This is a genomic window from Pleurocapsa sp. FMAR1, from assembly GCF_963665995.1.
Classification (GTDB): Bacteria; Cyanobacteriota; Cyanobacteriia; order Cyanobacteriales; family Xenococcaceae; genus Waterburya.
The window spans coordinates 3,203,575-3,229,138 of the sequence record NZ_OY762512.1; the positions used below are offsets into that span (position 1 = coordinate 3,203,575).

A 25,564-nucleotide genomic window follows, 5' to 3' on the forward strand; every position below is an offset into this window, starting at 1 on the left:
TTGTTTAGCAAAATAATACTATTATGCTTAGTCCCAGAAGAACGAAATATCGTAAACAGCATCGCGGTCGCATGAGAGGCATGGCTTATCGCGGTAGCACCTTGAACTTTGGTGATTACGCTCTCCAGGCAACAGAACCCTCTTGGATTACCTCCCGTCAAATTGAGGCTGCCCGTCGAGCTATGACGCGCTACGTCAAACGGGGTGGTAAAATCTGGATTCGCATTTTCCCAGATAAGCCCGTGACCATGCGTCCCGCCGAAACCCGTATGGGTTCTGGTAAAGGTTCTCCCGAATTTTGGGTAGCAGTGGTCAAGCCAGGCAGAATCATGTTTGAAATGGCTGGTGTAACTGAAGAAGTGGCAAAAGAGGCAATGCGTTTAGCGGCTCAAAAGCTACCGATCAAAACCAAATTCATTACTCGCGAAGAGGATTATAACTAATATGGCTTTACCCAAAATTGCTGAAGCCAGAAAACTCAGTGATGAAGAACTGGCTGAAGAAATTCTAGCAGTTAAGCGACAGTTGTTTCAGTTAAGGCTAGAGCAGGCAACTCGCCGTTTAGAAAAACCTCATCTGTTTAAACATACAAAACATCGTCTTTGTCAGCTATTAACTATAGAACGCGAGCGTGAAATCGCTGCTGAAGGAGAAAACTAGATTATGGCAGTCAAAGAAAGAGTAGGGGAAGTAGTTAGCGACAAAATGGATAAAACCGTCGTGGTTGCCATTGAAAACCGCTCTCCTCACCCCAAATACGGCAAAATTGTCGTCAGAACCAAAAAGTATAAAGCTCATGATGCCGAGAACCAATGTAAGATTGGCGATCGCGTGCGGATCAAGGAAACTCGTCCCCTCAGCAAAACCAAACGCTGGACGGTCGAGGAAATAATTGAATCCCAAAAATCCTAAATTCTACTAACCTAATTTTCCTGGTCGAGATCGAAAATGATTCAACAACAGACCTATTTAAATGTCGCTGACAACAGTGGCGCACGCAAACTAATGTGTTTGCGCGTAATTGGCAAAGGCAATAGTCCCTATGCCTTTATCGGTGATGTCGTAGTGGCAGTGGTCAAAGACGCTTTACCCAATATGGGAGTCAAAAAATCTGAAGTTGTCAAAGCAGTAATTGTAAGAACTAAGCAGTCTGTCAGTCGCCCTAGTGGCATGAGCATTCGCTTTGACGATAACGCTGCAGTAATTATCAACGAACAGAATAACCCCAGAGGTACGCGTGTCTTTGGTCCTGTGGCAAGAGAACTGAGAGATAGAAACTTTACCAAGATCGTCTCTTTAGCTCCTGAGGTAATTTAAATGACGAAAACCAAAAAAGCACCAATCCGCTATAAAATGCACGTCAAAAAAGGGGATACCATCCAGATAATCTCTGGACGTGATAAAGGCAAGGTCGGTGAAATATCCAGAGTAATTCCCAAGACAAGCCAAGTAGTTGTAGAAGGCGTGAATGTACGTACCAAACACGTCAAACCTCAGCAAGAAGGAGAATCAGGTCAAATTGTGACTTTTGAAGCTCCCATACACAGTTCTAACGTCATGCTCTATTCCAATAAAGAGAAAACCGTTAGTCGTGTTGGCTATACCTTTACCGAAGAAGGTCGTAAAGTACGGATGCTCAAAAAGACAGGCGAGATTATCGACTAGTTTTTTAGGCATTTGTAAAACGCTGATAATTTTAAATTTATAGTTCCTGACCAAGCCCAGGAAAAGAAAAACATCATGGCAAAATCGTTAAAATCTCAGTATTTGGAAGATATTGTTCCCAAGTTAAGCGAACAGTTTAGTTACGGCAACCTTCATCAAGTTCCCAAAGTAGTCAAAATCGTCATTAACCGTGGTTTAGGAGAAGCATCGCAAAATGCTAAAGCCCTAGAATCATCCCTAAATGAACTATCTGTGATTACAGGGCAAAAGCCAGTGGTTACCAGAGCTAAAAAAGCGATCGCGAGTTTTAAAATTCGTCAAGGAATGCCCGTGGGGATGATGGTTACCCTCCGTGGTGAACGGATGTATGCCTTTCTAGAGCGGCTGATTTGTCTGGCTCTACCTCGTATTCGCGACTTTCGCGGTATTAGCCCCAAAAGCTTCGACGGTCGAGGTAACTACTGTTTAGGAGTTAGAGAGCAGCTGATGTTTCCCGAAATTGAATACGATAGCATCGATCAAATTAGAGGGATGGATATTTCAATCGTCACTTCAGCAAACAATGATGAAGAAGGACGAGCTTTACTCAAAGAAATGGGAATGCCTTTCCGTGACAACTAAATTCTTAGTATCTAAATATAAAAATAGGAAATAATGGCAGCAACCGATACTATTTCAGATATGCTGACCCGCATTCGTAATGCCTGTATGGTCAAGCATCAAACTACTAAAGTTCCTTCTACTCGTATGACTAAGGCGATCGCTCTAGTTTTACAAAGTGAAGGATTTATCGACAGCTTTGAAGAAACAGGGGAAGTACCCCAGAAATTCATCGAAATTTCTCTCAAGTATAAAGGCAGAAATCGTCAACCAATTATCAGCACCCTTAAGCGGGTAAGTAAACCAGGACTAAGGGTCTACTCTCGTAAAAAAGATATTCCTCGTGTCCTTGGCGGTATTGGTATTGCGATCGTTTCCACTTCCCGTGGAGTAATGACCGATAGAGAAGCTCGCAGCCAAGGAGTTGGCGGCGAAATCCTCTGTTATGTTTGGTAATCAAAGAAGAGGACTAAATTATGTCTCGTATTGGCAAACAGCCTATTCCCATTCCTGATAAAGTAAGCGCGCAGATTTCAGGACAGCACGTCACAATCAAAGGACCAAAAGGTACTTTAGAGCGCAACATTCCTCAACCTATTGAGGTAAAACAAGAGGGTGACACCATAGTCGTAAATCCGACCGATGGTTCTCGTATTGGTCGTCAACGTCATGGTCTTTGTCGTACCCTAGTTGCCAATATGGTTGATGGAGTATCTCAAGGATTCCAAAAGCGTCTGGCAATTCAAGGGGTAGGTTATCGAGCCCAGGCTCAAGGCAAAAAGCTAACTCTTAACGTTGGCTATAGTAATCCTGTGGAGATGGAAATGCCAGACGGTATAGATGTGGCAGTAGAAAATAGAAATACTGAAGTTATTGTTAGTGGCATTGATAAAGAAATAGTAGGCAACATTGCTGCTCAAATTCGAGGAGTAAGACCTCCAGAGCCTTATAAAGGTAAAGGAATACGCTACTTTGATGAGCAGGTCAAACGCAAAGCTGGTAAGACAGGTAAGTAGAAATTATGAAGCTTTCACGTAGAGAATTAGTCAAACGCCGTCACCGTCGAGTACGCAAAGCAGTAAATGGTACGCCCGAACGTCCCCGTTTATGCGTTTTCCGTTCCAATAATCATATTTATGCTCAAGTTATTGATGATGTGGCACAGCACACTTTAGCAGCAGCATCGGACTTTAACGTCAAATCTGGTGGTGCTACTTGCGAAGTCTCGGCAGAAGTCGGCAAACTTGTAGCTCAAAAAGCGATAGAACAAGGAATTGCTAAAGTAGTCTTTGACAGAGGGGGAAATCTTTACCACGGTCGAGTCAAAGCTTTAGCTGATGCTGCTCGCGAAGCAGGGTTAGATTTTTAAATCAAAACAGTAATATTAAACTATGGCTAAATCCAACTCACGTAAAAAAAATCGCTCTAAAGAAAAAGATTCTAACTGGCAAGAACGAGTAGTTCAAATTCGTCGCGTCAGTAAGGTAGTCAAAGGCGGTAAAAAACTTAGTTTTCGCGCCATTGTCGTCGTTGGCAATGAAAAGGGACAAGTAGGTGTAGGCGTAGGTAAGGCGGCTGATGTCATCGGCGCAGTACGTAAAGGCGTTGCTGATGCCAAAAAGCAGTTAGTTGAAGTCTCTCTTACCAAAGCCAGTTCTATTGTTCATGTAACTAACGGTGTTGCTGGTGGGGCAAAAGTATTTATGCGTCCTGCTGCTCCTGGTACTGGGGTAATCGCTGGTGGCGCAGTCCGTACTGTTTTAGAACTAGCTGGGGTAAAAAATATTTTGGCAAAGCAACTAGGTTCTAATAGCCCCCTTAACAATGCTAGAGCAGCTATGAATGCCCTAGACGGTTTGCGAACCTTTGCCGAGGTTGCAAGAGAAAGAGATATTCCTTTAGAACAGTTATACGCCTAATCATTGAACATTTATCATTGAACATTTATCACCATGAAGCTAGAGAATCTTAGTCCCAAAGAGGGATCAAAAAGACGCAAAAAAAGAGTGGGTCGCGGTATTGCAGCGGGACAGGGAGCTAGCTGTGGTTTTGGTATGCGTGGTCAAAAATCTCGTTCAGGTACAGGAACAAAGGCTGGCTTTGAGGGGGGACAAATGCCTCTTTATCGCCGAGTTCCCAAATTAAAGCACTTTACTCTCATCAACCAAAAGCACTATACCACAGTTAACGTAGAAGCTTTAAGCTCTCTTGCTGCTAACACAGAAGTGACCCTAGACTCTCTATTAAAGAACGGCATTGTTACTACCAACGATGGTCTTCTTAAAATTCTGGGCAATGGTGAACTAAAAGTAGCCTTAAACGTCAAAGCAGCAGCTTTTACTAAGAGTGCAATCCAAAAAATAGAAGCTGCTGGCGGTAGCTGCGAAGTAATTACCAAGTAGATAAAAAACTACTCCACTTCACTCTAAAGGGAAGCGATGAGTTATTGCAGCTAGGCATCATGATTGGTTTATCATAAGAACCTAGGGTAGAAAATTAAATTTATATAATATTTCTCCGTAAATAACTTAATTTAGCACCAAGCATATAAGAGGTAAACCTATATGGTTAGAGAAAAAACTCCATCGGCACAGGAGACATTTTTACAGATGGCAAAAGCTGCTGGTCTTCGAGGCAGGCTGCTTGTAACCATTGGTCTTCTGGTGTTGGTAAGACTGGGGGTATTTATACCCGTTCCAGGAATTGACCGCGAGGTCTTCGGTAATTTTATTAATAGTTCAGGAAATTCTTCAATCGTCGGATTTTTGGACATTTTTACTGGCGGTGGTATTTCTGCCCTGGGAATATTTGCCCTGGGAATTTTACCCTTTATTAATGCCTCTATCATTATGCAGTTGCTGGCAACCGCTATTCCTAGCCTGGAAGATCTGCAAAAAAATGAGGGAGAAGCGGGAAGACGTAAAATTTCCCAGATCACTCGTTACGTTGCTTTGGGCGGAGCTATCATTCAGAGTTTTGGTATCACTTTAGGTTTACTGGTTAATAACGGCATTATTGAAAAAAGTATTTTTCCCATTGGCGAAACCGTACTGGCTTTAACCGCTGGTTCAATGTTCGTTATGTGGATATCTGAGTTGATTACCGAAAAGGGCATTGGTAATGGAGCTTCACTATTGATTTTTGTTAATATTGTAGCGGTATTACCCAGAACTTTAGGAACTACAATTGAATTTGCTCAAAGCGGTGGCAGAAGCGAGATTGCTCAGGTAGTAGTTCTTTTGCTGGTCTTTTTGGCAATGATTGTCGGCATTGTATTTATTCAAGAAGGAACTCGCCGTATTCCCATTATTTCTGCTCGCCGTCAGGTTGGCAGAAGAGTATACCGTGAAAGAAGTAATTATCTGCCTTTGAGATTAAATCAGGGTGGAGTAATGCCAATTATTTTTGCATCTTCAGTGCTGTTTCTTCCCGCTCAGTTGATTGGATTTATACCTGGTGATGGGGCAGTTAAAAACGTGTTTAATCAGATTGCCGCAGCAGTGCAGCCTGGAAACTGGGCTTATGTAGCGGTTTATCTAGTTCTAATTTTGTTTTTTAGCTATTTCTATGCTTCTTTGATCGTCAATCCTGTAGATATGTCTCAAAATCTTAAAAAAATGGGCGCATCTATTCCAGGGATTAGACCAGGTAAAGCAACTAGTGCTTATTTAGAAAAGGTGCTTAATCGTTTAACACTTTTGGGCGCAATTTTCTTGGGGTTAGTGGCAACTATACCTACTTTAGTAGAAAGTACTATTCCCGCAGGTACTACTGTATTTAGTGGATTTGGTGCGACATCTTTACTTATTTTGGTGGGCGTGGCAATTGACACAGCCAAGCAAATACAAACCTACGTAATTTCTCAACGTTACGAAGGTATGGTTAAGCAGTAAAAACGGTGGAGCGATCGCGGTAAGCCTAAGCCCATTAATTATTTGGTTTTAGGCTTGCTACTTCCAACAAAACTTTTTAAATAAATAAATTGGTATGACAAAGCGATTGATATTCTTGGGACCTCCTGGTTCAGGAAAGGGAACTCAAGCCCAAAAACTATCTGAACATCATCAGATTCCCCATGTGTCCACTGGAGATATCTTAAGAGAAGCCGTGGCTCAACAAACTTCCTTGGGAAAAGAGGCTAAAGATTATATGGATAAAGGAGAATTAGTTCCTGATACTCTAATTCTTAACCTGATTCAAGACCGACTATCTCATGATGATGCTGCCAACGGCTGGATACTTGATGGCTTTCCTAGAAATGTCAATCAAGCTGCCTTTTTAGAGGAACTATTGATTAAATTGAACCAGAATGCTGACTGTGTGCTTAATTTAGAAGTTCCTGATGATGTTTTGGTAGAAAGACTGCTGGCAAGGCAACGTAAAGATGATAATGAAGAAACTATTCGTCGTCGTTTAGAAGTTTATCATCATAACGCTGTACCAGTAATTGACTTTTATCATCAGAAGCAGACCTTAAAAACTATTGATGGGAATCAAGAAATGGAACAGGTAACTAAATCTTTAAGCGAAGCAGTATCTTAGGCAGTTTAATTTTAGATGGCGCTTGCCAATTTATGGCTTTCACCGCTTAAGACAAATAAAAATGTAAAATACATATAGGTTGCTGTATTAAAAAAATGCTTGAGGCATTTGCCAAGTAAACCGATGAATAGTAAAAGTTGCCGTTAGCTATTCATCTAAAAATAGCGGAGAATATGAAGATTGGCTAAACAAGATTTAATTGAAATGGAAGGGACTGTGACCGAATCTCTGCCTAATGCAATGTTTCGCGTCGACTTGGATAACGACTTTAATGTACTAGCTCATATTTCAGGTAAAATTCGGCGTAACTACATTAAAATTTTACCAGGCGATCGCGTCAAAGTTGAGTTAACTCCTTACGATTTGACTAAGGGTAGAATAACTTATCGCCTCAAAAATAAGTAAAACACTTTTTTTTGGTGATTTTATTGTGTTTGACACAAAAACAAATTAATAGATATAATAATAGGCTTGCAGTGTGGCCAAAATAAGGCATGAAAGTTAGACCATCAGTAAAAAAAATGTGTGAAAAATGTCGCGTAATAAAAAGACGTGGCAGAGTAATGGTGATTTGCAGCGGTAATCCTAAGCATAAACAGCGTCAAGGATAATTGTTAGTCGCTACACTAGGTATGCTTAATTCATTTACTTTTAAGCAGTCAAAAAGATTAAAAATAAAAACAATTAGGGAGATAAAAACGTGGCAAGGATTTCTGGCGTAGACCTTCCTCGTGATAAGCGTGTGGAAATCGCGCTAACCTACATTTTTGGTGTAGGTCTATCACGAGCGCAAAAGGCGATCGCTGAAACTGGAGTTAATCCAGATACTAGGGTTCGCGATCTTGAGGATGAAGATACAGCGAAGCTTAGAGCATATATTGAAGACAACTATCAGGTAGAAGGTGACTTGAGGCGTTGGGAATCAATGAATATTAAGCGTCTGGCGGATATCGGTACTTATCGCGGTCGCCGTCATCGTATGGGCTTACCTCTTCGAGGTCAAAGAACTCGCACTAATGCTCGTACTAGAAGAGGTAGAAGGCTTACCGTAGCTGGTAAAAAGAAAGCTCCAGGTAAGAAGTAAATAATTAATTCACCATATTTAAGTATAACCACATCACACGAAAAGTAAAATGGCGCAACCAAAAAGAAGAACTGGCGCAAAGAAAAACAAAAAAAACGTTCCCAATGGTGTGGCTCATATTCAGTCCACATTTAACAATACCATTGTAACAATTTCTGATACAAGAGGAGACGTAGTATCTTGGTCTTCTGCTGGTGCAAGTGGTTTTAAAGGAGCAAAAAAAGGCACTCCTTTTGCGGCACAAACAGCAGCAGATAGCGCAGGAAGACGGGCAATGGATCAAGGAATGCGTCAAGTTGAGGTTATGGTAAGCGGTCCTGGGGCTGGAAGAGAAACAGCTATAAGAGCCTTACAGGGTGTAGGTTTAGAAATTACTTTAATCCGTGATGTCACACCTATCCCTCACAATGGCTGTCGTCCGCCTAAAAGACGCAGAGTATAGCCGTAGTTAGCAATTATTATAGTTGCGACTGGGTAGAGTATATTTATTTAATTTCCATCTTGATTTACCAGATCGCTTGTCGAATAGAAGGGAGAGTAGCCTGTGGCGCAATTTCAAATTGAGTGTGTAGAATCTAAAACCCTAAAAAACCAGCACCAATATAGCAAGTTTATGCTTGAGCCTCTAGATAGAGGTCAAGGTATTACTTTGGGTAACGCCTTAAGAAGAGTTTTGTTGTCAAACTTGGAGGGTGCAGCTGTTACAGCAATCCGCATTGGTGGAGGCATGGCAAAAGATGGCAGCAAACAAGAACATAAGTTTGGGTTTGCTACTCATGAATTTGCCACCATTGAAGGAGTTAGAGAGGACGTTTTAGAGATTATTCTCAATATGAAGGAAATAGTCCTCAAAAGTTATACCAATCAGCCTCAAATAGGTCGTTTGGTCGCTACTGGACCAGGAACCGTAACCGCTGCCCAGTTTGAGTTACCTTCTGAGATAGAAACCGTAGACTCTAATCAGTATGTTGCTACTATAGCAGAAGGCACAAGCTTGGAGATGGAATTTCGGGTTGAAAAGGGCAAAGGCTACCGTGCAGTAGAAAGAGGCAAAGAAGAAGGCAGTTCCCTAGACTTCCTCCAAATTGACGCTGTGTTTATGCCCGTGACCAAAGTTAACTATAGTGTTGAAGATGCCCGTGTAGATGGTTCAGGAATCCGCGAACGTCTAATTATGGAAATTTGGACTAACGGTAGCGTCAAGCCTGAAGAGGCGTTGTCTCAAGCTGCTGGAATTGTCGTGGAATTATTTAATCCTTTAAAAGATCTGACTTTAGAGGCAATTGAACCCGACTATGTAGAAGACGAAGATCCCACTAGCCAAATACCCATCGAAGAATTGCAGTTGTCGGTTAGAGCTTACAACTGTTTGAAGCGAGCGCAAATTAACTCTGTATCTGACTTACTTGATTACACTCAAGAAGACCTGCTGGAAATTAAAAACTTTGGGCAAAAATCTGCTGATGAGGTGATTGAAGCTTTGCAGCAACGTTTGGGAATTACTCTATCTCAAGAAAAATCAGCAAAATAAACATCAACCAAATATTATCAATCATGCGTCATCGATGTAAAGTATCACTACTAGGATTGCCAGCCGATCAAAGGAAGGCTTTGTTACGTTCCTTGGCAACTGAAATTATTCGTCATGGTCAAATCAAAACTACCAAAACTCGTGCTAAAGCAGTCCGTAGCGAGGTTGAAAGAATGATCAGCTTGGCTAAAGATGGTTCATTAGCAGCTAGAAGGAGAGCTTTAGGCTATATCTATGACAAAGATCTAGTTAGCGAGCTTTTTAAAGCTGTCCAGGATCGCTATGGCGATCGCCAGGGCGGTTATACTCGCATCGTCAGAACCAAAAGCCGTCGTGGCGACAATGCAGAAATGGCAATTATCGAGCTAGTTTAACTGGGTGTTGCACAAATGGCTGTAGTCTGCCAATCTCCAGGAAACTCCTCAACTAGAATAGCCTTAGTTATTCAGTATTTAGGAACTAACTTTCACGGCTGGCAAAAACAACCAAACATCATAAGCATTCAGGGCTGTATTGAAAAGGCAATTTCTGAAGTTGTGGGTCATCCAGTACTTGTTTATGGGGCAGGTAGAACTGATTCAGGTGTTCATGCAGCTGCTCAGGTGGCTCATTTTGAGTACGAAGGATCTATTCCTGCTTATAAATGGGCGAAGATCATTAACGCCAGACTGCCAGAAGGTATACTAATTAGAGCATCGGCTCAAGTAAAGGGTAACTGGCACGCTCGTTTTTCGGCTGTTTGGCGACGTTACCGCTATACCATTTATACAGATGAGCAACCTAATATATTTGTCAGTCAAACCTGTTGGCATTATTACCAGTCAGTCTTGCAAGAATCTTTAATTCAACAAGCTTTATACCCTTTAATTGGCGAACATGACCTATCAGCTTTCAAGCGTACGGGTTCAGATAGAGCCGATGCCAGGGTGGAAGTACAGACTGTACAATGTTATCGTCAAGGAGCATTCTTGTATCTAGAGATTCAAGCAAACGGCTTTCTGTATGGCATGGTTCGCCTTCTGGTGGGAATGTTGGTAGAGGTGGGAATTGGCAAGCGATCGCCCGAAAGCTTTACTGAAATTTGGCAAAATCAACGTCGAGATCTGGTCAAATACTCTGCTCCTGCTAAGGGTTTATGTTTACTGAGGGTTGGTTATCCTGAATTTCCTTTTGCTAAACATCTCTGGTTTGATACCCAGCCCAATTTTCTTTTAGCTTAAATAAAGTTCTTATTTAAAATAATTCACAAAATACTATTACTCTGACAATGAACAAAACTCCCTTACCAAACCAACAAACCATAGAGCATAAGTGGTACATAGTTGATGCCGAAGGACAACGCTTAGGTCGTCTGGCTACCGAAATTGCCATGATCCTACGCGGCAAAAATAAGCCTAGCTTCACTCCAAATATAGATACTGGGGACTTTGTGGTAGTAATTAACGCTGAAAAAGTCGTGGTCACAGGCAGAAAAAATGAGCAGAAGCTTTATCGTCGCCACTCTGGTAGACCTGGAGGCATGAAGACTGAGACTTTCGATCAGCTACAAAGAAGGATTCCTGAACGTATTGTCGAAAAAGCAGTCAAAGGAATGCTGCCCAAAAACGTTATGGGACGCAAACTATTTACCAAACTTAAAGTTTACACAGGTGCAGATCATCCCCATGCTGCTCAAATTCCTGAAACTTTAAACATTAACACTATTCCAGCGAGGAACTAAAACATGGAAGGAACACAAGATCGAGTAGTGTACTGGGGTACAGGTCGTCGCAAATCGGCGATCGCCAGAGTTCGTTTAGTACCAGGTGAAGGAAATCTGACCGTTAATGGCAAAACGGGAGATGATTATTTTAATCGTATCCCTAGCTATTTAATGTCTATCAAAGGTCCTTTAGAAACCTTGGGTTTTGAAAACGAGTACGACATTCTGGTCAATGCTCATGGCGGTGGTTTAACTGGTCAAGCAGATGCTGTTAAACTAGGCGTTGCTAGAGCCTTGTGCAAACAAGATCCCAATAATCGTCAGCCTTTAAAAACAGAAGGATACCTAACTCGCGATCCTCGTTGTAAGGAACGGAAGAAATACGGTTTGAAGAAAGCTCGTAAAGCTCCTCAGTTCTCTAAACGATAATTTTTTAAGCTATTAGCTTCTTGACACAATAGCTCTATGAGGGAAACCCTCAAGACCGCTTTGTGTCGCTTTTAGCCGTTAGCTCTTAGCTTAACGATTGCACTTTTGAAATAGTAACAACCTAAATTAAAATTAGTTAATGGCTATGTATTAAAGTAATCAATACATTGTTTGAAAGAAAAAATTATGCCTAAACCTGAAATACACCCAACTTGGTATCCAGATGCCAAAGTAATCTGTAATGGCGAAGTCGTCATGACTGTCGGTTCAACTCAACCTGAAATTAGCGTTGATGTATGGTCTGGTAATCATCCTTTTTATACTGGTACACAAAAAATCATTGATACAGAAGGTCGAGTCGATCGCTTTTTACGTAAATACGGTATGCTCGATGCCAGCAACGATGCTGAGTCTGACGCAAAAAAATAGCCATTTAAGACAAGGTATAGACCCAGTAGTTAGCTTCAATTGACTGCTGGGTTTGTTGTATTTAAATTAATTTTTTTAATAAATCATTTTGCTTTTTATAAAAGACTAAAATTATGGCTGAAGCATACCTATTAGACAAACTAAAATCTGTAGAGCAAACTTTTCAAGAACTTACCTATCGTCTAGCAGACCCCGATATTGCAACTAACCCCGATGAACTACAAAAAGTAGCTAAAGCTCGATCTTCTTTAGAAGAAACCGTTATAGCATATCAAGAATGGCAGCAAGCAACAGAAGAGTTAGCAGAGGCAAAAGAAATTTTCAAACAAGCTAACGATCCTGAGATGAAGGAAATGGCTAGCATGGAGGTAAGTGAACTTGAATCACAACTTGAGCAGCTAGAAACTAAACTCAAAGTCCTTTTATTACCTCGCGATCCTAATGACGATAAAAACATTATGCTAGAAATTCGTGCAGGTACAGGAGGTGATGAAGCTAGTATTTGGGCTGGAGATCTAGTCAGAATGTACTCTAGATATGCCGAAGGTCAAAACTGGAAAGTATTTTTGCTTAGTGAATCCGCAGCAGATATGGGTGGTTTTAAAGAAGCTATTTTAGAAGTCACAGGAAACTCTGTGTATAGCAAGCTAAAGTTTGAGGCAGGAGTACATCGGGTGCAGCGAGTACCTCAAACCGAAGCAGGCGGGAGAGTTCATACCTCTACGGCTACAGTGGCGGTGATGCCTGAAGTAGATGATGTTGAAGTGCAAATCGATCCCAAAGATATAGAGCTTAAAACCGCTCGTTCTGGTGGTGCTGGAGGACAAAACGTCAACAAGGTAGAAACTGCCGTCGATTTAATTCATAAACCAACAGGAATTAGAATCTTTTGTACCGAAGAGCGATCGCAATTGCAAAACCGCGAACGAGCAATGCAGATTCTAAGAGCCAAGCTGTACGATATTAAGTTGGCAGAACAACAAAAAGAAGTCAGAGGTTTAAGACTGTCTCAGGTAGGAACAGGCGCACGATCTGAGAAAATTCGTACTTATAACTATAAAGACAATCGTATTACCGATCATCGTCTGGGACAAAACTTTGCTTTAGCTAACTCCCTTGAAGGAGATATCGATGTCATGATTCAATCTTGTATCTCTCAAGATCAGCAAGATAGATTAGAAGAATTGGCTAGCTCTCCAAATACTGCTCAGGCTTTAATTTAATTGAAAACTAATTGCTACGCTCAAATATTACGGCTTGGATAGATTAATAAATATTCTGAATGTAAATATTCTTTTTAAGCTAATGTCTTCTCACCAAGAAAAACCATGCTGCTAGAAGTTAAAAGAATTATAGTTCCACCAGGACAAACGGTAGTTTTAGAAAATATTAGCTGGGACGAATTTGAGGCTATTTTAGAAGATTTGGGAGAAAGTCGCGGTTCTCGCATAGCCTATGACAATGGAAAGCTAGAAATAATGACACCTTTACCTGAACATGAGATTAATAAAGAATATATCAGCGATTTTGTAAAAGTTTTGCTCGAAGAACTAGATATTGAATTTTGTCCTTTAGGTTCTACTACTTTTAAAAATCAGGCAATGTTTAAGGGGATTGAACCTGACAGTTGTTTTTATATCCAAAATGAAGCAGCAGTCAGAGGTAAAAACAGATTAGATTTAACAGTCGATCCACCACCAGATTTGGCTTTAGAAGTAGATATCACCAATCGTAGTCATCCAGAGATATATCAATCTTTAGGCGTAGCTGAACTATGGCAATACAAAAGAGGTGAGCTAAAGTTTTTATTGCTAGTAGACGGTAAATATATTGAGTCTGAAACAAGCTTCAATTTTCCCAATTTTTCTTTGCTCGAAGTTATTCCCCAATATTTAAACCAATGTCGTACCGAAGGCAGAAATAAAGGCATGAAGGCTTTTCGTAGTTGGGTAAAAGAGCAATTATGAAGATATAAAAGGTATGCCAGAAAAATTCGATAGCTAAAGGCTGAGATTGCAAAAACAGGATTTGTTTATTTACCTAAACGTGGCAAAGGTAGTCATGAACGTTAGCGACATCCTTTACTCAGCAAAACATTAACAATTTCAGGCAAGGATGGAGATGATGTCCCACTATACTTAGAAAAACAGTTAGCTAAGTTATTAGTAGAATTAAACGAGATAGAAGAAAAAGATTCATGAATCAATACAGCATGATTATCCAATGGAGTAATGAAGATCGGCTTTTCTTAGTTACGATTCCAGAATTTGAAGATCGTGTTATTATGCCTTGCACTCACGGTAAAACTCGTGAAGAAGCAATTCGTAACGGAGAAGAAGTGATTGAAATGTATTTAGAATCTTGGCAAGCAGAAGGACAATCTATCCCTGAACCAAGCACTCTACAAATTGCTTAAGTTTTCAAACTCAAGGAAGAATAGAAACATGAGGTTTTTGGAAAGGCAAATACCATGATTTAAAACAATTTATCTTAACGAAAGACTAGTATCAATTCTACATACATAAAATGAGATCGAGCGATCGCTTTAATAGATTCTAATTTTTTTATTCAAATTAGCAACATCAAAATCTAAATGACCCAACTAAACTAATTGGGATTAAGACAATTTTTAAATTTATTTCCTTATTGCTAGTAGCTTTAGGACTATTTCTTAGTTTATGGATTATAGTTCCTGCGCCCACCTTATTCTTACTAATTTTTGGTGTGGGTGTACCAGAGCTTAGTCCTTGGATAGTGGGATTGGATCTAATTGCCTTGAGCTTTATATTGGTCAAATTCCAGCCTAACTATCTTTACATCGCTTTTTTCTTAGCAAGTTTGATGGCTCTTGCTCTTAGTCTTATTCCTTTAATGCAGTTTGAAGCAGCTAACGCTGGATTTCAGCTACAGATGGAAACTAGATTAGGCAAAGACTATCTTCAGCAACTGCCGACAGCTTTAATTGCTCAAATGCGTCCTCAACCTTTTGTATTGGCAGATGTATTTCGAGGAATTACTCTCAAAGATGTACGAATTCAGCGTGATATTCAGTTTGCTAGTCCTGATGGTCAACGGTTAAAGCTTAACGTTTATCAACCGTTAGCTTCTGGTAAACATCCTGCTTTAATTGTCATCTATGGTGGAGCTTGGAGACAGGGTGAACCTAGTAATCACGAAACTTTTAGCCGTTATATTGCTGCTCAGGGTTATTGTGTAATTGCTGTTGATTATCGTCATGCGCCTGAATATAGATTTCCTACTCAGCTAGAAGATGTTCAAACGGCTTTAAATTACATTCGCGATCGCGCCGAGCGATGGGAAATCGATCTCCAAAGGGTAGCATTAATTGGGCGATCGGCAGGAGCGCAACTGGCTACAATTATCGCCTATCAAAATCAATCAACAATTAACTTTAAAGCTATTATCAACTATTATGGTCCTGTAAATTTAGTAGATGGATATCAACATCTTCCGCTACCAGATCCAATTAATACTCGTCAAGTTTTAGAAGATTTTTTAGGTGGTACGCCTAAAACAAAATTAAAACTCTATCAGCAAGCTTCACCCATTAACTACGTCCAGCCTAAACTACCTGTATCTTTATTGATCTATAATGGCAAAGATCATATAGTTCAGCCTACATATGGCAAAATGCTTTATGAAAAGCTGCTAGCTAATGATAATAAGGTTATTTTGTTGACAATTCCTTGGGCCGATCACGCTTTTGATACTGTTTTTTCTGGCGTAAGTAATCAACTTGCATTATATTATACTGAAAGATTTTTGGCATGGAGCTTACACAGTAATTAGTGTGGATTTTTACGTAAATTAGTTAACTCTTTTCTTAAAGATAAAGGCTGATAGCCAAGAGCAAAAGCTTTACTACTATCTAAAGAAGTGTCAGGCGATCGCGGTGCTACGGCAGCTACATCTGACTGTTTGCCAGGTTTAATTAGATTTGTTGGTAATTGCCAAATGTCCGCCAACAATAAGCCAAAATCATAACGAGAAATTCGCTCTTTTCCTCCTAAATGTAATATCCCCTGCACTTTTTCCACCGCTAATAACAATCCTTGAGACGTAGCTCTAGCACTAGCAGGTGTACGAAATTCATCAGTAAACAAGTTAATTTCTTTACCTGCTTTTAAGTTGCTAATCATTCCCTGCATAAAGCTAGCAGCGACGGGAGAAGGCGCACCAAACATCAAAGGCATTCGACAAATTGCGATCGCAGGATATACCTCGCGCATCTTTTGTTCGGCGGTTACTTTTTGTTCGCCATAATAATTGATCGGGCAAACAGGATCGGTTTCTTTATAAAAAGGCTTTTTACCATCAAAGACTAAATCTGTAGATGTAAAGGCAAGAGGGATATTACGTTCGCCACACAGACGAGCAATATTTACCGCAGCCGTAACGTTAATTGCCAAAGATTCATGAGGGTTAGTTTGACAAAAATTAGGTTTAGAAGCAGCAGCAGTGTGAATCACCCCATCAGGCTTGATATCTTTAAAAAGTCGATCAAGTGCAGCAAAATCCTTTAAGTCAGTCTTATATAAAGTCGCTCCAGGTATTTTTACCTCATGACTAAAATAAGTCCCGTATACTTGCCAGTTAGTTTGGGCATAATGACACAAGTTCCAGCCTAAAAAACCACTTGCACCTGTAACTAATAGTTTTTTCATCGATAATAAATCTGTCAATAACGTTAGACTAAGTGATAATTTTGCATAACCTAGTTCATCTAATCACGGTTGCACCACATTTTATTCCTGAAGTGCTAGAAAAATCGTCAATACGTAATCCCATAGCCGTCAGCTTAGGCGCGATCGCTGGTTCTCTCAGCCGTTATTATTTGAGCATTTGGCTAGCTCAACGATTTGGCACAAGCTTCCCCTACGCAACTTTATTTATTAATTTAACTGGTTCTTTTGCAATGGGGCTATTAACAACTCTAGTACTCGAAAGAGCATTATTAATTTCTCCAGAGATGCGTTTACTAATTGCTGTCGGGTTTTTGGGTTCTTATACTACTTTTTCGACTTATGAGCTTGATAGTATTAGTCTAATACGAGATTCTCAGCTAAATGAAGCATTTATATATTGGCTAGGTAGTGCTGTATTGGGTTCTGTTGTGCTTTATCTGGGAATTATTACAGCTAGATTACTTAGAATATAGTTGCTCTAGTTGTTTGACGGTTATTTTGGCAATAGGAAATATTTTGGTTGTCGCGCTCGCCAGAGTTAAATCTTGATATTGAGCAAAAGCTAAATTTTCTCTAATCGAAATATCTAAAGATGGTTGAGCTTCAAGTATATCGAGAATGTCAGTTGCGATCGCTTTTATATCTTGGATATTTTGCAAATCATTGCTCAAAAATGATATCAAGATATAATATCATAAAATTGATTGCAATTGAAATGTGGGCGTTACTTTCGGTTTCATACCTAAAATCAGCAACGCTAAAATGTGAAATAATTAATATGACTGATTTGAGCAGCAGTGTATGAATAGCAAGCAACGTCAAACTCTTGCTGCTATTTTCTCTACCCCCATTCGTTCTGATATTAAATGGATAAATATAGAAAGCTTATTTAAAGCTCTCGGAGGCACAATTTCTCAGGGAAAAGGCTCAAGAGTTCGAGTGTCTTTAAATGGAGTTAAAGCGGTGTTCCACAACCCTCATCCAGAAAGAGAAACAAATAAGGGTGCAGTCAAATCAGTACAGGAATTTTTAATTAATGCTGGCGTGAACAATCACGATTATTAACTCAAAACCAACTATGAAATACAAAGGATATACAGCATCTACTGAAATAGATGAAATAGAAGGAATCTTGTTTGGCAAAGTATTAGATATTAAAGATGTAATTACGTTTCAAGCTAATACCGTAGCCGAGTTGGAACAAGAATTTCATAATTCCGTAGATGACTACTTAGAATGGTGCGCTGAAATCAACGAAAAGCCAGATAAATCTTTTTCAGGTAAGCTACCTTTTAGAACATCTGGAGAACGTCACCGCCAAATTTATTTGGCAGCAGAAAAAGCTAACAAGAGTATTAATGCCTGGATGGATGATGTTTTATCTGAAGCAATAAAAGCTAGTAATTTGTAAAAATATAAATTACCTTCATTTTTTGCAAAACTCGCTAATTGTTCATTTAAAAAAAATACAGTTGTTCAAGTTGACTAGGGGTAATTTTCGCAACGGGAAATATTTTAGTCGTTGCCGTCGCCAGAGTTAAATCTTGATATTGAGCAAAAGCTAAATCGTTGATAGTAACTGGGATATGTAAAGCGGGTTGAGTTTCCAGCCAATTGCGAATTTCTATAGAGATAGCTTGAATTTCTGCTGAGGTTAACTTAGCATCAATAGTTCCTAAACGTAGATAAAAGTCATTATCTATATCGTCAGCAGTCGTATGATATTTATGCAGCAGACCAAATTGCTGTAAGTCACGGCGCAGATTATCTATTGCCAGAGAGACGCTATTATTTAACCATGACCAACCAATCAATACAGGTATAGTTTGATTGTCTGCTGGTTGGAGTTGAAAAGAACGCTCATAAAGATGTTGGTTGCGACTGAGAAAATTGTAATCGGTATGGCGATCGCACCCTCCAAACCTTATATTTAAAGGAAAATCAACTCGATTCTGGAGATAGTTGACTAAACCAGGAAAATCTATATATCTGGTTTCTTCTCTACGTTCATAAAACCATTTATTAATTACCCCAGCCTCAGTTTTATAGCCTTCGCAGCCAATAATTGTCCCGTGAATCTGTTCTAGCTGATAGGGGACAAATTTATCTTTAATTAATTGATTTGTAAGACGGGTTTGTAACTTTTGAATTAGGTTAATTAACTGAACAGGTTTATCACCATAAAAACTAATCAGGCTAAGGTTCATGATCGAACACGCTTGGCTTTTGACTTTATTATTAACCAAAGTTTTGAATTTGTGCAGAAGTCTAAGATTCAATAAAGTGTGCGATCGCCATTTACTAACGATAAAACGATAAATGGTATTAAGTTTGTACCTTCATGATTTCTGACTCAATGTCTTGTAAATCTGTAAGTAAACTGCCCAAGTAATTTGTTTGAGTTGGATAGGCAAACTCAATATCATGTTTAGCAAATTCAGATTTGATGCCCAAATTAATTTGCTGTTGAGCATCCATATAGATACTGTAATCATTACTATCAATAAAGTAGACCACTTCAAACTCCAAGCAATACTCTCCATAGCCTGAAAAGTGGGCGCGATCGAAAACTGTATGTTGAGTTTGATTAATAACTTGCTCTAATACAGCAGGAATTTGCTCTAATTGCTCTGTGCTGGTTTCGTAGACTACGCCCAACTTGAATACTATTCGACGTTGACGCATCCGTTTAAAATTGCGAATCCGAGAACTAGTTAAATCTGTATTGGCAATAACTATTTCTTCGCCACTGATGCTCTTTAACCTTGTAGTTTTGATGCCCACATAATCGACTGTACCCAAATAATCGCCCACAATAATAAAATCTCCCAACTCAAAAGGGCGATCTAAGAGGATTGAAAAGTAGCTAAATAGATCCTGTAATACGCCTTGAGAAGCAAGAGCGATCGCCACACCGCCAATTCCTAAACTAGCTACTACCGCCGAGATATTAAAGCCTAAATTATCTAATAAAAATATAATTCCAATTAACCAAACAACAACTTTAATTGCGGGAACTAAAGCATTAATACTATTTTCTATATTGGCATTGTCGTGGTGATAGGTAATCCAATATAATTTGACAGCATATTCTGCGATCGCCGTTAGTAATCTAATAGCCAATATTGTTGAGGCGAGAATTACTAAAACCTCAACTACGCGACTTAAGATCGGATGTAAAGTTAAATTGCTAATGGCTAAATAAATACTACCAATATAAGTAATGGGCATGAAATTTTTTTCTAAAATTCTGACAATTGCATCATCATAAATATTTTCAGTTTTAGCTGCCCATTTGCTTAAGTTTTTAAATGTCCAAAGCTTGACTACTCTAATGATAATAATGCAGGATAAGAAGATTGCTAGAGCTAGCAAATAGTCTCCTAGTTTGTTGTTTAATAATTCCCACGATAGAAAATTTAGGTTCATAAAATAATTTAGCCAAATCTAAATATGTGCCTGTATTTATTTCTCACTAATGAAATAATTTTGGCTCTATCATTACATCGATTTAATTAATTTGCCTACATCCAAATCGGCATATTTTTCCAAGCTTTAATGTCTTTGTAAATCTTTATTAACTAGATGAGAAAATCATCTAAAGAAAGACGACAGTTTATTATGCGACAACTATATTCAATTACAATAATCTTGTATTAATAAATTTAGCTTATGCGTTTAGGAACTTTAGTCGGCTTTTTGGCTATTTTAATTGCTCTTTATATTTTGTGGCGAATTAAACAGGTTTTGCTGCTAGCTTTTGCTGCGGTCGTTTTTGCCACGGCAATTAATCAACTTGTCAAGCTATTACAAGCAAAATTTAAATTAAATCGCCGAATAGCGATCGCCATTTCCGTTGGTGGAATATTAATATTTATTGTTGGCTTTATTGCTTTAGTTATACCCCCTTTCATTGAACAATTTAAAGAGCTAGTTACTTTAGTTCCTGATGGTTTAGAAAAGCTTAATGGTTGGAATAAATGGTTACGTAACTTTTTACCAAATAGGTTAATTGAAGATTTTCAGGGTATAGAAGCTTTAACGCAAAATCTTAGATCCTGGATGAATGGATTAGTTAGTAATTTTTTCGATCTATTTTCTAGCACATTAGCAGTATTTCTTAATTCACTATTAGTAATAGTAGTAACGATTATGTTGCTGGTTAGTCCTACTCCTTATAAGCAGGTTTTCTTATTAATGTTTCCTGCTTTTTATCGTCGCCGAATTCAAAGCATCTTGAAAAAGTGTGAAAAAAATTTAGGGGGATGGTCAATCGGCATACTGTTCAATATGGCGGTTATTGCTATTTTAAGCGGTATTGGGCTATGGGCATTGGGAGTTAGGCTACCTTTGGCAAACAGTTTATTAGCAGGAATGTTAACTTTTATACCAAACTTAGGACCTGTTTTAAGTGTTGTTCCCCCAACAGCAATGGCTTTGCTAGATGCGCCCTGGAAAGCATTAGCCGTGGTCATTCTTTATGTTGTTATTCAACAAGTTGAAAGCAATATTCTTACTCCTATTGTGATGAAGAAACAGGTATCCTTGTTGCCTGCAATTACTTTACTTTCTCAAGTGGCTTTTGCCGTTTTTTTTGGTGTTCTGGGCTTATTTTTGGCTCTACCGATTACCGTAGTGGCTCAAGTTTGGCTCAAAGAAATAGTAGTTAAAGATATCTTGGATCTTTGGCAGCCAAAATCAGATAAATATGGCTTTATTCCTCACAAATCAAAAGCAAAAAATAGATTATCAAATAAATAACCTAAGCGTGTGAGTTATTATATGAAATACTTAAATGTTTGCTACAAATGATTAATTTTGATTCCTTCGGGACTTGGGGACTGGGGGACTGGGGGACTGGGGGACTGGAGGACTGGGGGACTTGGGGACTTAGGGACTTGGGGACTTAGAGACTTGGAGACTTGGATATCGATAAAACCGAAGGTTCCCCCCGTCACCCCGTCACCCCGTCACCTGATTCATATCTTTCTTTTTTGGAATTCATATTATTTGTCTGTTATTTTCCCCTAGCCAACTTCAGCTAAAGCAGCATTAATAGTTAAAGAATCTGCCCCAGGTAAACAAGCGTGTTGACTAATATAGCGTTTCCAGGCTTTTGTCCCAGGCTGCTCAGCAAATAGCTGTAACATATGACGGCTAATAGAATTAAGTCTTGTTTCTCTATTAATCCAATAGTCAATGTAGGGAATCATTGCCTTAACAATCTGCTGACGTGTCAAAGGAGTTGTGTCTTCTCCATAAATATCTCTATCTACCGTAGCGAAAATATAGGGACGATCGTAGGCAGCCCTGCCAATCATAGCTGCATCTACAAACTGAAGGTGTGTTTTCGCTTGTTCAATATTAGCAATACCACCGTTAATCTCAATAAAAAGATGGGGAAAATCGTGTTTAAGACGATACACATCTTCGTAGCGCAATGGAGGAACATGACGATTTTCTTTAGGACTCAAACCCTGTAACCAAGCTTTACGCGCGTGAATCGAAAAGTTAGTGCAGCCAGCCCCCCAGACAATACGCACAAAGTTAACCATGTCTTCATAGCGATCGCACTCGTCTACGCCGATACGATGTTTTACAGTGACAGGGATATCTACTGCCTTTTGCATCGCTTCTACCCCCGCAGCGACTAATTCTGGCTGGGTCATTAAACAGGCACCAAAGTTCCCGTTTTGCACCCTGGGACTAGGACAACCAATATTTAAATTAAGACCGTCGTAGCCCCAATCTGCGCCAATCTTGGCACATTCTGCCAACTGAATAGGATCATCTCCTCCTAGCTGTAATACCAAAGGCTTTTCTTCGGGAGAAAAATCTAATAGCTTATGGCGATCGCCATGAATAATTGCCTGGGTAGTAATCATCTCTGTGTACAGCAAAGTGCGACGACTGATTTGACGCATAAAATAACGATAATGACGATCTGTACGATCCATCATTGGCGCAATACTCAGAGGATTATTAACAATGGCTTGTTTGTTTAAATTATTGCTGTTCATAGTGCCATTTATCTAATGCTGATTAGATAGTAGTTCTCGCCTTGCCTCAGTTGCTAATATTTTAGATATATCTCATCAAACTAAAAAAATTATAAGCTTATGGCTCGTTTAAATATTCATAGTCTGTCGATGCAAATCAGTCGTATGTTTGAGCAAGGGCAGTCTTTTTTCTGTGCTATTAAGGTGCAAGACTGGCTGAGAGAAAGAAATGAAAACCCTGATGATTATGATATTTTATTTCATGAAAAACCTGCACCGCCAGGATCGGGATTAATCATCATGCGAGAAATTGAGTTGCGTCGCAAAGACGGCAAACCAGTTGAGGCTTGGTTACAAGAGGATATAAATAGCTATACCTAATTGAACTGAACCTGAGTGGGTATTTCTCAAACTATACGACCATAATCTAGTTTAATAGATGCGATCGCTATTTTGCAGAAGGCGATCGCATCTATTAAATCAGCATCAAATAATTTACTTACTTATTCCAGGCATTTCAATAAATAATGGTAGTTTTTTGATGCGATCGCACCATTGATTTATAGCAGGATATTTATCTAACATTACACCGCCTTCTGGAGCTAAAGCAATATACGGAAAACAAGCGATCTCTGCAATGGTAGGGCGATCTAAGGCTAACCACTGATGTTGGTTTAAATGTTGTTCGATTATAGTTAGAATTGACTCTGCTTTTTGTTGTGCCAGTTCTAAATCAACGGCAAGGCCGAACTTTTTGTTGAGCCTTGCATCATTTAGACCACGAGCAATTTCGTTTGCTGCTATGGATAACCATTGAGTTACCTTTGCCATTCCTAGTGCATCGCTAGGAAACCAAGCTTCACCGCCATGTTTTTTAGCTAGATAAACTAAAATTGCTTGGGAATCTCTCAAAATTAGACCGTCATCTTCTAACACTGGAATTTGTCCCAATGGATTTAACTGCAAAAATTCTGGTGATTTGTGTTGTCCACCCATAAAATCAACGCTTACTAGCTCATATTCAATATTAAGCAAGGATAAAAATAAACGTATTTTGTAGCAATTTCCTGAAAGTTCTAAATCGTATAGTTTCATAGTCGAAATATTTTGAGTATCTTGTTTGATATTAGATGGATAGATTTGGTCAAATTCTAAGACGTTGCCATCAGGATCGCGGATGAAACAGACTCGACGGCGTTCTCCAAGATATATTGGTCCCTCTGTGACTTGAATATTCTCTTGCTTTAATTTTTTTAGTAGCAGATCGATATCTTCGACAACAAAGGCTGGATGAGTAATTCCTGGATACTTGATGGGTTCGTCCATGAGAATGTTGCGTAAGCGTTTTGCTCCATTAAAAATCAAATTAATATAAACGCCATCGGCTGTAACTAACTCGCTTGCTTGGTGTTTGGGAAAATATCTTTCTTCGATAAATCCTAGTTTTTCGTAAAATTTCAGAGCTAAAGCGCGATCGCTAACACGAATGCCTATATGTTCGTAATCAATAATTTTCATGGTTTTCGATTTTTTTATACCGAACGTTCTGTACACAATTATTGTACCGAACAATCGGTATAATGTAAATATGACTAACAAGAGTACCTAAAAAACGGCTTAAATTTCATGTCTAAAGAACAAGCGATAATTAAATTAATTCCCGCTTTTAGAGAGTATGGCTATGAAGGTGCAACCTTATCTTTGCTTTCAAAAGCCAGTAGTTTAGGCAAAGCGAGCCTGTATCATCATTTTCCTGGTGGTAAATCAGAAATGGCTGCTGCTGTATTTGAATATGTCGGTAGTTGTTTTAGCGATGTGGTACTGAAAAGTTTACAGGGAGAAAATAAACCAGAAGCGAAAATTCAAGCTATGTGCAAGAGTCTGCAAGATTTTTATAACGATGGAAAAAATTCTTGTTTTTTAGCTATTATGTCTTTTGGTGAAGCCGATAAACTATTTCACGAGAGAGTAAAAGCAAAACTCCAACAGATCATTGAAACTTTAGCTCAAGTTTTGATCGATGCAAAGATTGAACCAGAAATTGCCCAAAAGCGATCGCAAGATGCCATTGGCACAATTCAGGGAGCATTAATTTTAGTTAGAATTTTAGATGATACCGAACCTTTTAATCGAGTAATCAAGAGCTTGCCAGAAAAGCTGTTAGGTTAATTAGCGACAAGGCTTAAGTAATTGGACAAAATTAAATTCAACGTTGATGCTTGAAGTCAGAGGTCAGAGGTCAATTCGAGCATTCCCTTGCTAGGGCAGCGTTTCCTTGCTAGCGGGTGTGGAACATGGCTCCTGGACGGAGCCGTTTCCACCCGCTCTGACGGCGACGCGGGGTCTGCCCTCTTACCGCCGACGCGGTGAGACAGTTGCGGTGGTGAGACACTTGCGTTGCGGACGGCAGTTTTTGAGGCGAGGAAACGCCCCCGTTTAGGGGGCTTGTTCCACTCGCCTGTTGGGACAGAATACTCTGACCCAACCTCGACAGTTCCTTTAAGCGGGGGAACCCCGCCAACGGACTGTCTCGCAAAACACGCCTCGTCTGTGACCCGTTGGGAGACAAAACCGTTGCGGTGAGGCAGTTGCGTTGGTGAAGCATTGCGGTCTTGGGGGTTTCCCCCATGAGCAAATGCTGAAAGGCTTCCCCGACTTGAGCAAAGGCACGAACCCGAAGGGGGGTTCCCCCCGTTGAGGTACCTGCGGGGGGTACCCCTTGGTTGTCGAGGGCGAGCAAAGTGTCGAAAGGTTTCACCGGCATAAGCAAACTGTCTCACCCTTTAGGGGGTCTCGAAAGAGGTCAGTAATAATTAACTGTAGTTATTTCTGTCCATGTGTTTACCACCAGTGTGCTACCAAAGATAGAGCTTTGTT

Annotated in this window: 39 protein-coding genes and 1 pseudogene; 34 read left to right on the top strand and 6 right to left on the bottom strand. The window is 39.6% G+C overall.

Annotated elements, in window-relative coordinates; translation table 11 throughout:
* The first annotated feature begins 23 nt into the window (after positions 1-23).
* From rplP to SLP02_RS15645, 28 genes and pseudogenes are all read left to right on the top strand, one after another.
* Entirely contained in the window at positions 24-443 is a 420-nt protein-coding gene (gene rplP, locus SLP02_RS15515) for a 50S ribosomal protein L16 (RefSeq protein WP_319421592.1), read from the top strand.
* Position 444: 1 nt separating this feature from the next.
* On the top strand, positions 445-660 hold the full coding sequence (gene rpmC, locus SLP02_RS15520; RefSeq protein ID WP_319421593.1) for a 50S ribosomal protein L29: 216 nt from the start codon (positions 445-447) through the stop codon (positions 658-660).
* A 3-nt stretch (positions 661-663) separates the two neighbouring features.
* Complete coding sequence (rpsQ, locus tag SLP02_RS15525) at positions 664-912, top strand: 30S ribosomal protein S17 (protein WP_319421594.1); 249 nt, start codon at positions 664-666, stop codon at positions 910-912.
* A gap of 36 nt (positions 913-948) precedes the next feature.
* Positions 949-1,317, top strand: a complete 369-nt coding sequence (gene rplN / locus SLP02_RS15530; protein WP_319421595.1) for a 50S ribosomal protein L14 — start codon at positions 949-951, stop codon at positions 1,315-1,317.
* The gene (gene rplX, locus SLP02_RS15535; protein ID WP_413467212.1) at positions 1,318-1,665 is read left to right on the top strand and encodes a 50S ribosomal protein L24; all 348 of its coding nucleotides are present in this window, start codon (positions 1,318-1,320) and stop codon (positions 1,663-1,665) included.
* Between the two features lie 75 nt (positions 1,666-1,740).
* Positions 1,741-2,286, top strand: a complete 546-nt coding sequence (gene rplE, locus SLP02_RS15540) for a 50S ribosomal protein L5 (RefSeq protein ID WP_319421596.1) — start codon at positions 1,741-1,743, stop codon at positions 2,284-2,286.
* A 33-nt stretch (positions 2,287-2,319) separates the two neighbouring features.
* The gene (gene rpsH, locus SLP02_RS15545) at positions 2,320-2,721 is read left to right on the top strand and encodes a 30S ribosomal protein S8 (RefSeq protein WP_319421597.1); all 402 of its coding nucleotides are present in this window, start codon (positions 2,320-2,322) and stop codon (positions 2,719-2,721) included.
* Between the two features lie 20 nt (positions 2,722-2,741).
* Positions 2,742-3,281 (top strand): 50S ribosomal protein L6, encoded by a 540-nt coding sequence (gene rplF, locus SLP02_RS15550; RefSeq protein WP_319421598.1) that lies wholly within the window; start codon positions 2,742-2,744, stop codon positions 3,279-3,281.
* A 5-nt stretch (positions 3,282-3,286) separates the two neighbouring features.
* Positions 3,287-3,634, top strand: a complete 348-nt coding sequence (rplR, locus tag SLP02_RS15555) for a 50S ribosomal protein L18 (RefSeq protein ID WP_319421599.1) — start codon at positions 3,287-3,289, stop codon at positions 3,632-3,634.
* 22 nt (positions 3,635-3,656) lie between these two features.
* On the top strand, positions 3,657-4,184 hold the full coding sequence (gene rpsE / locus SLP02_RS15560; protein ID WP_319421600.1) for a 30S ribosomal protein S5: 528 nt from the start codon (positions 3,657-3,659) through the stop codon (positions 4,182-4,184).
* Between the two features lie 33 nt (positions 4,185-4,217).
* Positions 4,218-4,667: a 50S ribosomal protein L15 gene (gene rplO / locus SLP02_RS15565; protein WP_319421601.1), complete on the top strand. Its 450-nt coding sequence runs from the start codon at positions 4,218-4,220 to the stop codon at positions 4,665-4,667.
* Between the two features lie 162 nt (positions 4,668-4,829).
* Positions 4,830-6,158 (top strand): preprotein translocase subunit SecY, encoded by a 1,329-nt coding sequence (secY, locus tag SLP02_RS15570; protein ID WP_319421602.1) that lies wholly within the window; start codon positions 4,830-4,832, stop codon positions 6,156-6,158.
* A gap of 94 nt (positions 6,159-6,252) precedes the next feature.
* Positions 6,253-6,807 (top strand): adenylate kinase, encoded by a 555-nt coding sequence (locus tag SLP02_RS15575; protein WP_319421603.1) that lies wholly within the window; start codon positions 6,253-6,255, stop codon positions 6,805-6,807.
* A gap of 180 nt (positions 6,808-6,987) precedes the next feature.
* Positions 6,988-7,212 (top strand): translation initiation factor IF-1, encoded by a 225-nt coding sequence (gene infA, locus SLP02_RS15580; protein WP_319421604.1) that lies wholly within the window; start codon positions 6,988-6,990, stop codon positions 7,210-7,212.
* 89 nt (positions 7,213-7,301) lie between these two features.
* Positions 7,302-7,418, top strand: coding sequence for a 50S ribosomal protein L36 (gene rpmJ / locus SLP02_RS15585; protein WP_319421605.1), 117 nt, complete (start codon positions 7,302-7,304; stop codon positions 7,416-7,418).
* Positions 7,419-7,507: 89 nt separating this feature from the next.
* Positions 7,508-7,891: a 30S ribosomal protein S13 gene (gene rpsM, locus SLP02_RS15590; RefSeq protein WP_319421606.1), complete on the top strand. Its 384-nt coding sequence runs from the start codon at positions 7,508-7,510 to the stop codon at positions 7,889-7,891.
* 49 nt (positions 7,892-7,940) lie between these two features.
* On the top strand, positions 7,941-8,333 hold the full coding sequence (rpsK, locus tag SLP02_RS15595) for a 30S ribosomal protein S11 (protein WP_319421607.1): 393 nt from the start codon (positions 7,941-7,943) through the stop codon (positions 8,331-8,333).
* 102 nt (positions 8,334-8,435) lie between these two features.
* Positions 8,436-9,422, top strand: a complete 987-nt coding sequence (locus tag SLP02_RS15600; RefSeq protein ID WP_319421608.1) for a DNA-directed RNA polymerase subunit alpha — start codon at positions 8,436-8,438, stop codon at positions 9,420-9,422.
* Positions 9,423-9,445: 23 nt separating this feature from the next.
* Positions 9,446-9,796: a 50S ribosomal protein L17 gene (gene rplQ, locus SLP02_RS15605; protein ID WP_319421609.1), complete on the top strand. Its 351-nt coding sequence runs from the start codon at positions 9,446-9,448 to the stop codon at positions 9,794-9,796.
* Positions 9,797-9,811: 15 nt separating this feature from the next.
* Positions 9,812-10,642 (top strand): tRNA pseudouridine(38-40) synthase TruA, encoded by an 831-nt coding sequence (gene truA / locus SLP02_RS15610; RefSeq protein WP_319421610.1) that lies wholly within the window; start codon positions 9,812-9,814, stop codon positions 10,640-10,642.
* A gap of 47 nt (positions 10,643-10,689) precedes the next feature.
* Positions 10,690-11,142: a 50S ribosomal protein L13 gene (rplM, locus tag SLP02_RS15615; protein WP_319421612.1), complete on the top strand. Its 453-nt coding sequence runs from the start codon at positions 10,690-10,692 to the stop codon at positions 11,140-11,142.
* Between the two features lie 3 nt (positions 11,143-11,145).
* The gene (gene rpsI, locus SLP02_RS15620) at positions 11,146-11,553 is read left to right on the top strand and encodes a 30S ribosomal protein S9 (RefSeq protein ID WP_319421613.1); all 408 of its coding nucleotides are present in this window, start codon (positions 11,146-11,148) and stop codon (positions 11,551-11,553) included.
* A 186-nt stretch (positions 11,554-11,739) separates the two neighbouring features.
* Entirely contained in the window at positions 11,740-11,982 is a 243-nt protein-coding gene (gene rpmE, locus SLP02_RS15625) for a 50S ribosomal protein L31 (RefSeq protein WP_319421615.1), read from the top strand.
* Positions 11,983-12,095: 113 nt separating this feature from the next.
* A complete protein-coding gene (gene prfA / locus SLP02_RS15630; protein ID WP_319421616.1) occupies positions 12,096-13,205 on the top strand; it encodes a peptide chain release factor 1 in 1,110 nt (369 codons plus the stop codon).
* Between the two features lie 105 nt (positions 13,206-13,310).
* Positions 13,311-13,949, top strand: a complete 639-nt coding sequence (locus SLP02_RS15635) for a Uma2 family endonuclease (RefSeq protein WP_319421618.1) — start codon at positions 13,311-13,313, stop codon at positions 13,947-13,949.
* A gap of 45 nt (positions 13,950-13,994) precedes the next feature.
* Positions 13,995-14,183 (top strand): annotated as a pseudogene (locus SLP02_RS26720) (type II toxin-antitoxin system HicA family toxin).
* On the top strand, positions 14,180-14,398 hold the full coding sequence (locus tag SLP02_RS15640; RefSeq protein ID WP_319421619.1) for a type II toxin-antitoxin system HicB family antitoxin: 219 nt from the start codon (positions 14,180-14,182) through the stop codon (positions 14,396-14,398). Before SLP02_RS26720 ends, SLP02_RS15640 begins: the two are co-directional and overlap by 4 nt.
* 230 nt (positions 14,399-14,628) lie before the next feature.
* Complete coding sequence (locus SLP02_RS15645) at positions 14,629-15,792, top strand: alpha/beta hydrolase (RefSeq protein WP_319421620.1); 1,164 nt, start codon at positions 14,629-14,631, stop codon at positions 15,790-15,792.
* Here the strand turns inward: SLP02_RS15645 and SLP02_RS15650 are convergent.
* Positions 15,789-16,667, bottom strand: coding sequence for an SDR family oxidoreductase (locus SLP02_RS15650; RefSeq protein ID WP_319421621.1), 879 nt, complete (start codon positions 16,665-16,667; stop codon positions 15,789-15,791). The two genes, SLP02_RS15645 and SLP02_RS15650, sit on opposite strands and share 4 nt — an antisense overlap.
* Before the next feature lie 35 nt (positions 16,668-16,702).
* On the opposite strand from SLP02_RS15650, the gene crcB reads away from it, so the two are divergent.
* Positions 16,703-17,161 (top strand): fluoride efflux transporter CrcB, encoded by a 459-nt coding sequence (crcB, locus tag SLP02_RS15655; RefSeq protein ID WP_413467386.1) that lies wholly within the window; start codon positions 16,703-16,705, stop codon positions 17,159-17,161.
* Here crcB and SLP02_RS15660 read toward each other — a convergent pair.
* A complete protein-coding gene (locus tag SLP02_RS15660) occupies positions 17,147-17,359 on the bottom strand; it encodes a hypothetical protein (protein ID WP_319421623.1) in 213 nt (70 codons plus the stop codon). The genes crcB and SLP02_RS15660 overlap by 15 nt on opposite strands.
* Before the next feature lie 130 nt (positions 17,360-17,489).
* Between SLP02_RS15660 and SLP02_RS15665 the strand changes: the two genes are divergently transcribed.
* Both SLP02_RS15665 and SLP02_RS15670 read left to right on the top strand, forming a co-directional pair.
* Positions 17,490-17,753 carry a type II toxin-antitoxin system HicA family toxin gene (locus tag SLP02_RS15665; protein ID WP_319421624.1) on the top strand — a complete coding sequence of 88 codons (264 nt, stop codon included), beginning with the start codon at positions 17,490-17,492 and terminating at the stop codon, positions 17,751-17,753.
* A gap of 13 nt (positions 17,754-17,766) precedes the next feature.
* The gene (locus SLP02_RS15670) at positions 17,767-18,099 is read left to right on the top strand and encodes a type II toxin-antitoxin system HicB family antitoxin (RefSeq protein ID WP_319421625.1); all 333 of its coding nucleotides are present in this window, start codon (positions 17,767-17,769) and stop codon (positions 18,097-18,099) included.
* A gap of 46 nt (positions 18,100-18,145) precedes the next feature.
* Here the strand turns inward: SLP02_RS15670 and SLP02_RS15675 are convergent, their stop codons facing one another.
* Together SLP02_RS15675 and SLP02_RS15680 are read right to left on the bottom strand one after the other, a co-directional pair.
* A complete protein-coding gene (locus SLP02_RS15675; RefSeq protein WP_319421626.1) occupies positions 18,146-18,895 on the bottom strand; it encodes a hypothetical protein in 750 nt (249 codons plus the stop codon).
* 118 nt (positions 18,896-19,013) lie between these two features.
* Complete coding sequence (locus SLP02_RS15680) at positions 19,014-20,117, bottom strand: mechanosensitive ion channel family protein (protein WP_319421627.1); 1,104 nt, start codon at positions 20,115-20,117, stop codon at positions 19,014-19,016.
* 243 nt (positions 20,118-20,360) lie between these two features.
* Between SLP02_RS15680 and SLP02_RS15685 the strand changes: the two genes are divergently transcribed.
* Positions 20,361-21,449, top strand: a complete 1,089-nt coding sequence (locus tag SLP02_RS15685) for an AI-2E family transporter (protein ID WP_319421628.1) — start codon at positions 20,361-20,363, stop codon at positions 21,447-21,449.
* Between the two features lie 266 nt (positions 21,450-21,715).
* On the opposite strand, the gene dusA is transcribed toward SLP02_RS15685, so the two are convergent.
* Positions 21,716-22,708 carry a tRNA dihydrouridine(20/20a) synthase DusA gene (dusA, locus tag SLP02_RS15690; protein WP_319421629.1) on the bottom strand — a complete coding sequence of 331 codons (993 nt, stop codon included), beginning with the start codon at positions 22,706-22,708 and terminating at the stop codon, positions 21,716-21,718.
* Between the two features lie 99 nt (positions 22,709-22,807).
* On the opposite strand from dusA, the gene SLP02_RS15695 reads away from it, so the two are divergent.
* Positions 22,808-23,068 (top strand): hypothetical protein, encoded by a 261-nt coding sequence (locus SLP02_RS15695; protein ID WP_319421630.1) that lies wholly within the window; start codon positions 22,808-22,810, stop codon positions 23,066-23,068.
* 114 nt (positions 23,069-23,182) lie between these two features.
* On the opposite strand, the gene SLP02_RS15700 is transcribed toward SLP02_RS15695, so the two are convergent.
* Positions 23,183-24,205 carry a glutathione S-transferase N-terminal domain-containing protein gene (locus SLP02_RS15700; protein WP_319421631.1) on the bottom strand — a complete coding sequence of 341 codons (1,023 nt, stop codon included), beginning with the start codon at positions 24,203-24,205 and terminating at the stop codon, positions 23,183-23,185.
* A 108-nt stretch (positions 24,206-24,313) separates the two neighbouring features.
* On the opposite strand from SLP02_RS15700, the gene SLP02_RS15705 reads away from it, so the two are divergent.
* Positions 24,314-24,856 carry a TetR/AcrR family transcriptional regulator gene (locus SLP02_RS15705; RefSeq protein WP_319421632.1) on the top strand — a complete coding sequence of 181 codons (543 nt, stop codon included), beginning with the start codon at positions 24,314-24,316 and terminating at the stop codon, positions 24,854-24,856.
* Positions 24,857-25,564: the final 708 nt, after the last annotated feature.

Coding starts and splice junctions, on each gene's coding strand:
- rplP (WP_319421592.1), top strand. CDS start 24: ATGCTTAGTCCCAGAAGAACGAAATATCGTAAACAGCATCGCGGTCGC.
- rpmC (WP_319421593.1), top strand. CDS start 445: ATGGCTTTACCCAAAATTGCTGAAGCCAGAAAACTCAGTGATGAAGAA.
- rpsQ (WP_319421594.1), top strand. CDS start 664: ATGGCAGTCAAAGAAAGAGTAGGGGAAGTAGTTAGCGACAAAATGGAT.
- rplN (WP_319421595.1), top strand. CDS start 949: ATGATTCAACAACAGACCTATTTAAATGTCGCTGACAACAGTGGCGCA.
- rplX (WP_413467212.1), top strand. CDS start 1,318: ATGACGAAAACCAAAAAAGCACCAATCCGCTATAAAATGCACGTCAAA.
- rplE (WP_319421596.1), top strand. CDS start 1,741: ATGGCAAAATCGTTAAAATCTCAGTATTTGGAAGATATTGTTCCCAAG.
- rpsH (WP_319421597.1), top strand. CDS start 2,320: ATGGCAGCAACCGATACTATTTCAGATATGCTGACCCGCATTCGTAAT.
- rplF (WP_319421598.1), top strand. CDS start 2,742: ATGTCTCGTATTGGCAAACAGCCTATTCCCATTCCTGATAAAGTAAGC.
- rplR (WP_319421599.1), top strand. CDS start 3,287: ATGAAGCTTTCACGTAGAGAATTAGTCAAACGCCGTCACCGTCGAGTA.
- rpsE (WP_319421600.1), top strand. CDS start 3,657: ATGGCTAAATCCAACTCACGTAAAAAAAATCGCTCTAAAGAAAAAGAT.
- rplO (WP_319421601.1), top strand. CDS start 4,218: ATGAAGCTAGAGAATCTTAGTCCCAAAGAGGGATCAAAAAGACGCAAA.
- secY (WP_319421602.1), top strand. CDS start 4,830: ATGGTTAGAGAAAAAACTCCATCGGCACAGGAGACATTTTTACAGATG.
- SLP02_RS15575 (WP_319421603.1), top strand. CDS start 6,253: ATGACAAAGCGATTGATATTCTTGGGACCTCCTGGTTCAGGAAAGGGA.
- rpmJ (WP_319421605.1), top strand. CDS start 7,302: ATGAAAGTTAGACCATCAGTAAAAAAAATGTGTGAAAAATGTCGCGTA.
- rpsK (WP_319421607.1), top strand. CDS start 7,941: ATGGCGCAACCAAAAAGAAGAACTGGCGCAAAGAAAAACAAAAAAAAC.
- rplQ (WP_319421609.1), top strand. CDS start 9,446: ATGCGTCATCGATGTAAAGTATCACTACTAGGATTGCCAGCCGATCAA.
- truA (WP_319421610.1), top strand. CDS start 9,812: ATGGCTGTAGTCTGCCAATCTCCAGGAAACTCCTCAACTAGAATAGCC.
- rplM (WP_319421612.1), top strand. CDS start 10,690: ATGAACAAAACTCCCTTACCAAACCAACAAACCATAGAGCATAAGTGG.
- rpsI (WP_319421613.1), top strand. CDS start 11,146: ATGGAAGGAACACAAGATCGAGTAGTGTACTGGGGTACAGGTCGTCGC.
- rpmE (WP_319421615.1), top strand. CDS start 11,740: ATGCCTAAACCTGAAATACACCCAACTTGGTATCCAGATGCCAAAGTA.
- prfA (WP_319421616.1), top strand. CDS start 12,096: ATGGCTGAAGCATACCTATTAGACAAACTAAAATCTGTAGAGCAAACT.
- SLP02_RS15635 (WP_319421618.1), top strand. CDS start 13,311: ATGCTGCTAGAAGTTAAAAGAATTATAGTTCCACCAGGACAAACGGTA.
- SLP02_RS15640 (WP_319421619.1), top strand. CDS start 14,180: ATGAATCAATACAGCATGATTATCCAATGGAGTAATGAAGATCGGCTT.
- SLP02_RS15650 (WP_319421621.1), bottom strand. CDS start 16,667: ATGAAAAAACTATTAGTTACAGGTGCAAGTGGTTTTTTAGGCTGGAAC.
- SLP02_RS15665 (WP_319421624.1), top strand. CDS start 17,490: ATGAATAGCAAGCAACGTCAAACTCTTGCTGCTATTTTCTCTACCCCC.
- SLP02_RS15670 (WP_319421625.1), top strand. CDS start 17,767: ATGAAATACAAAGGATATACAGCATCTACTGAAATAGATGAAATAGAA.
- SLP02_RS15675 (WP_319421626.1), bottom strand. CDS start 18,895: ATGAACCTTAGCCTGATTAGTTTTTATGGTGATAAACCTGTTCAGTTA.
- SLP02_RS15680 (WP_319421627.1), bottom strand. CDS start 20,117: ATGAACCTAAATTTTCTATCGTGGGAATTATTAAACAACAAACTAGGA.
- SLP02_RS15685 (WP_319421628.1), top strand. CDS start 20,361: ATGCGTTTAGGAACTTTAGTCGGCTTTTTGGCTATTTTAATTGCTCTT.
- dusA (WP_319421629.1), bottom strand. CDS start 22,708: ATGAACAGCAATAATTTAAACAAACAAGCCATTGTTAATAATCCTCTG.
- SLP02_RS15695 (WP_319421630.1), top strand. CDS start 22,808: ATGGCTCGTTTAAATATTCATAGTCTGTCGATGCAAATCAGTCGTATG.
- SLP02_RS15700 (WP_319421631.1), bottom strand. CDS start 24,205: ATGAAAATTATTGATTACGAACATATAGGCATTCGTGTTAGCGATCGC.
- SLP02_RS15705 (WP_319421632.1), top strand. CDS start 24,314: ATGTCTAAAGAACAAGCGATAATTAAATTAATTCCCGCTTTTAGAGAG.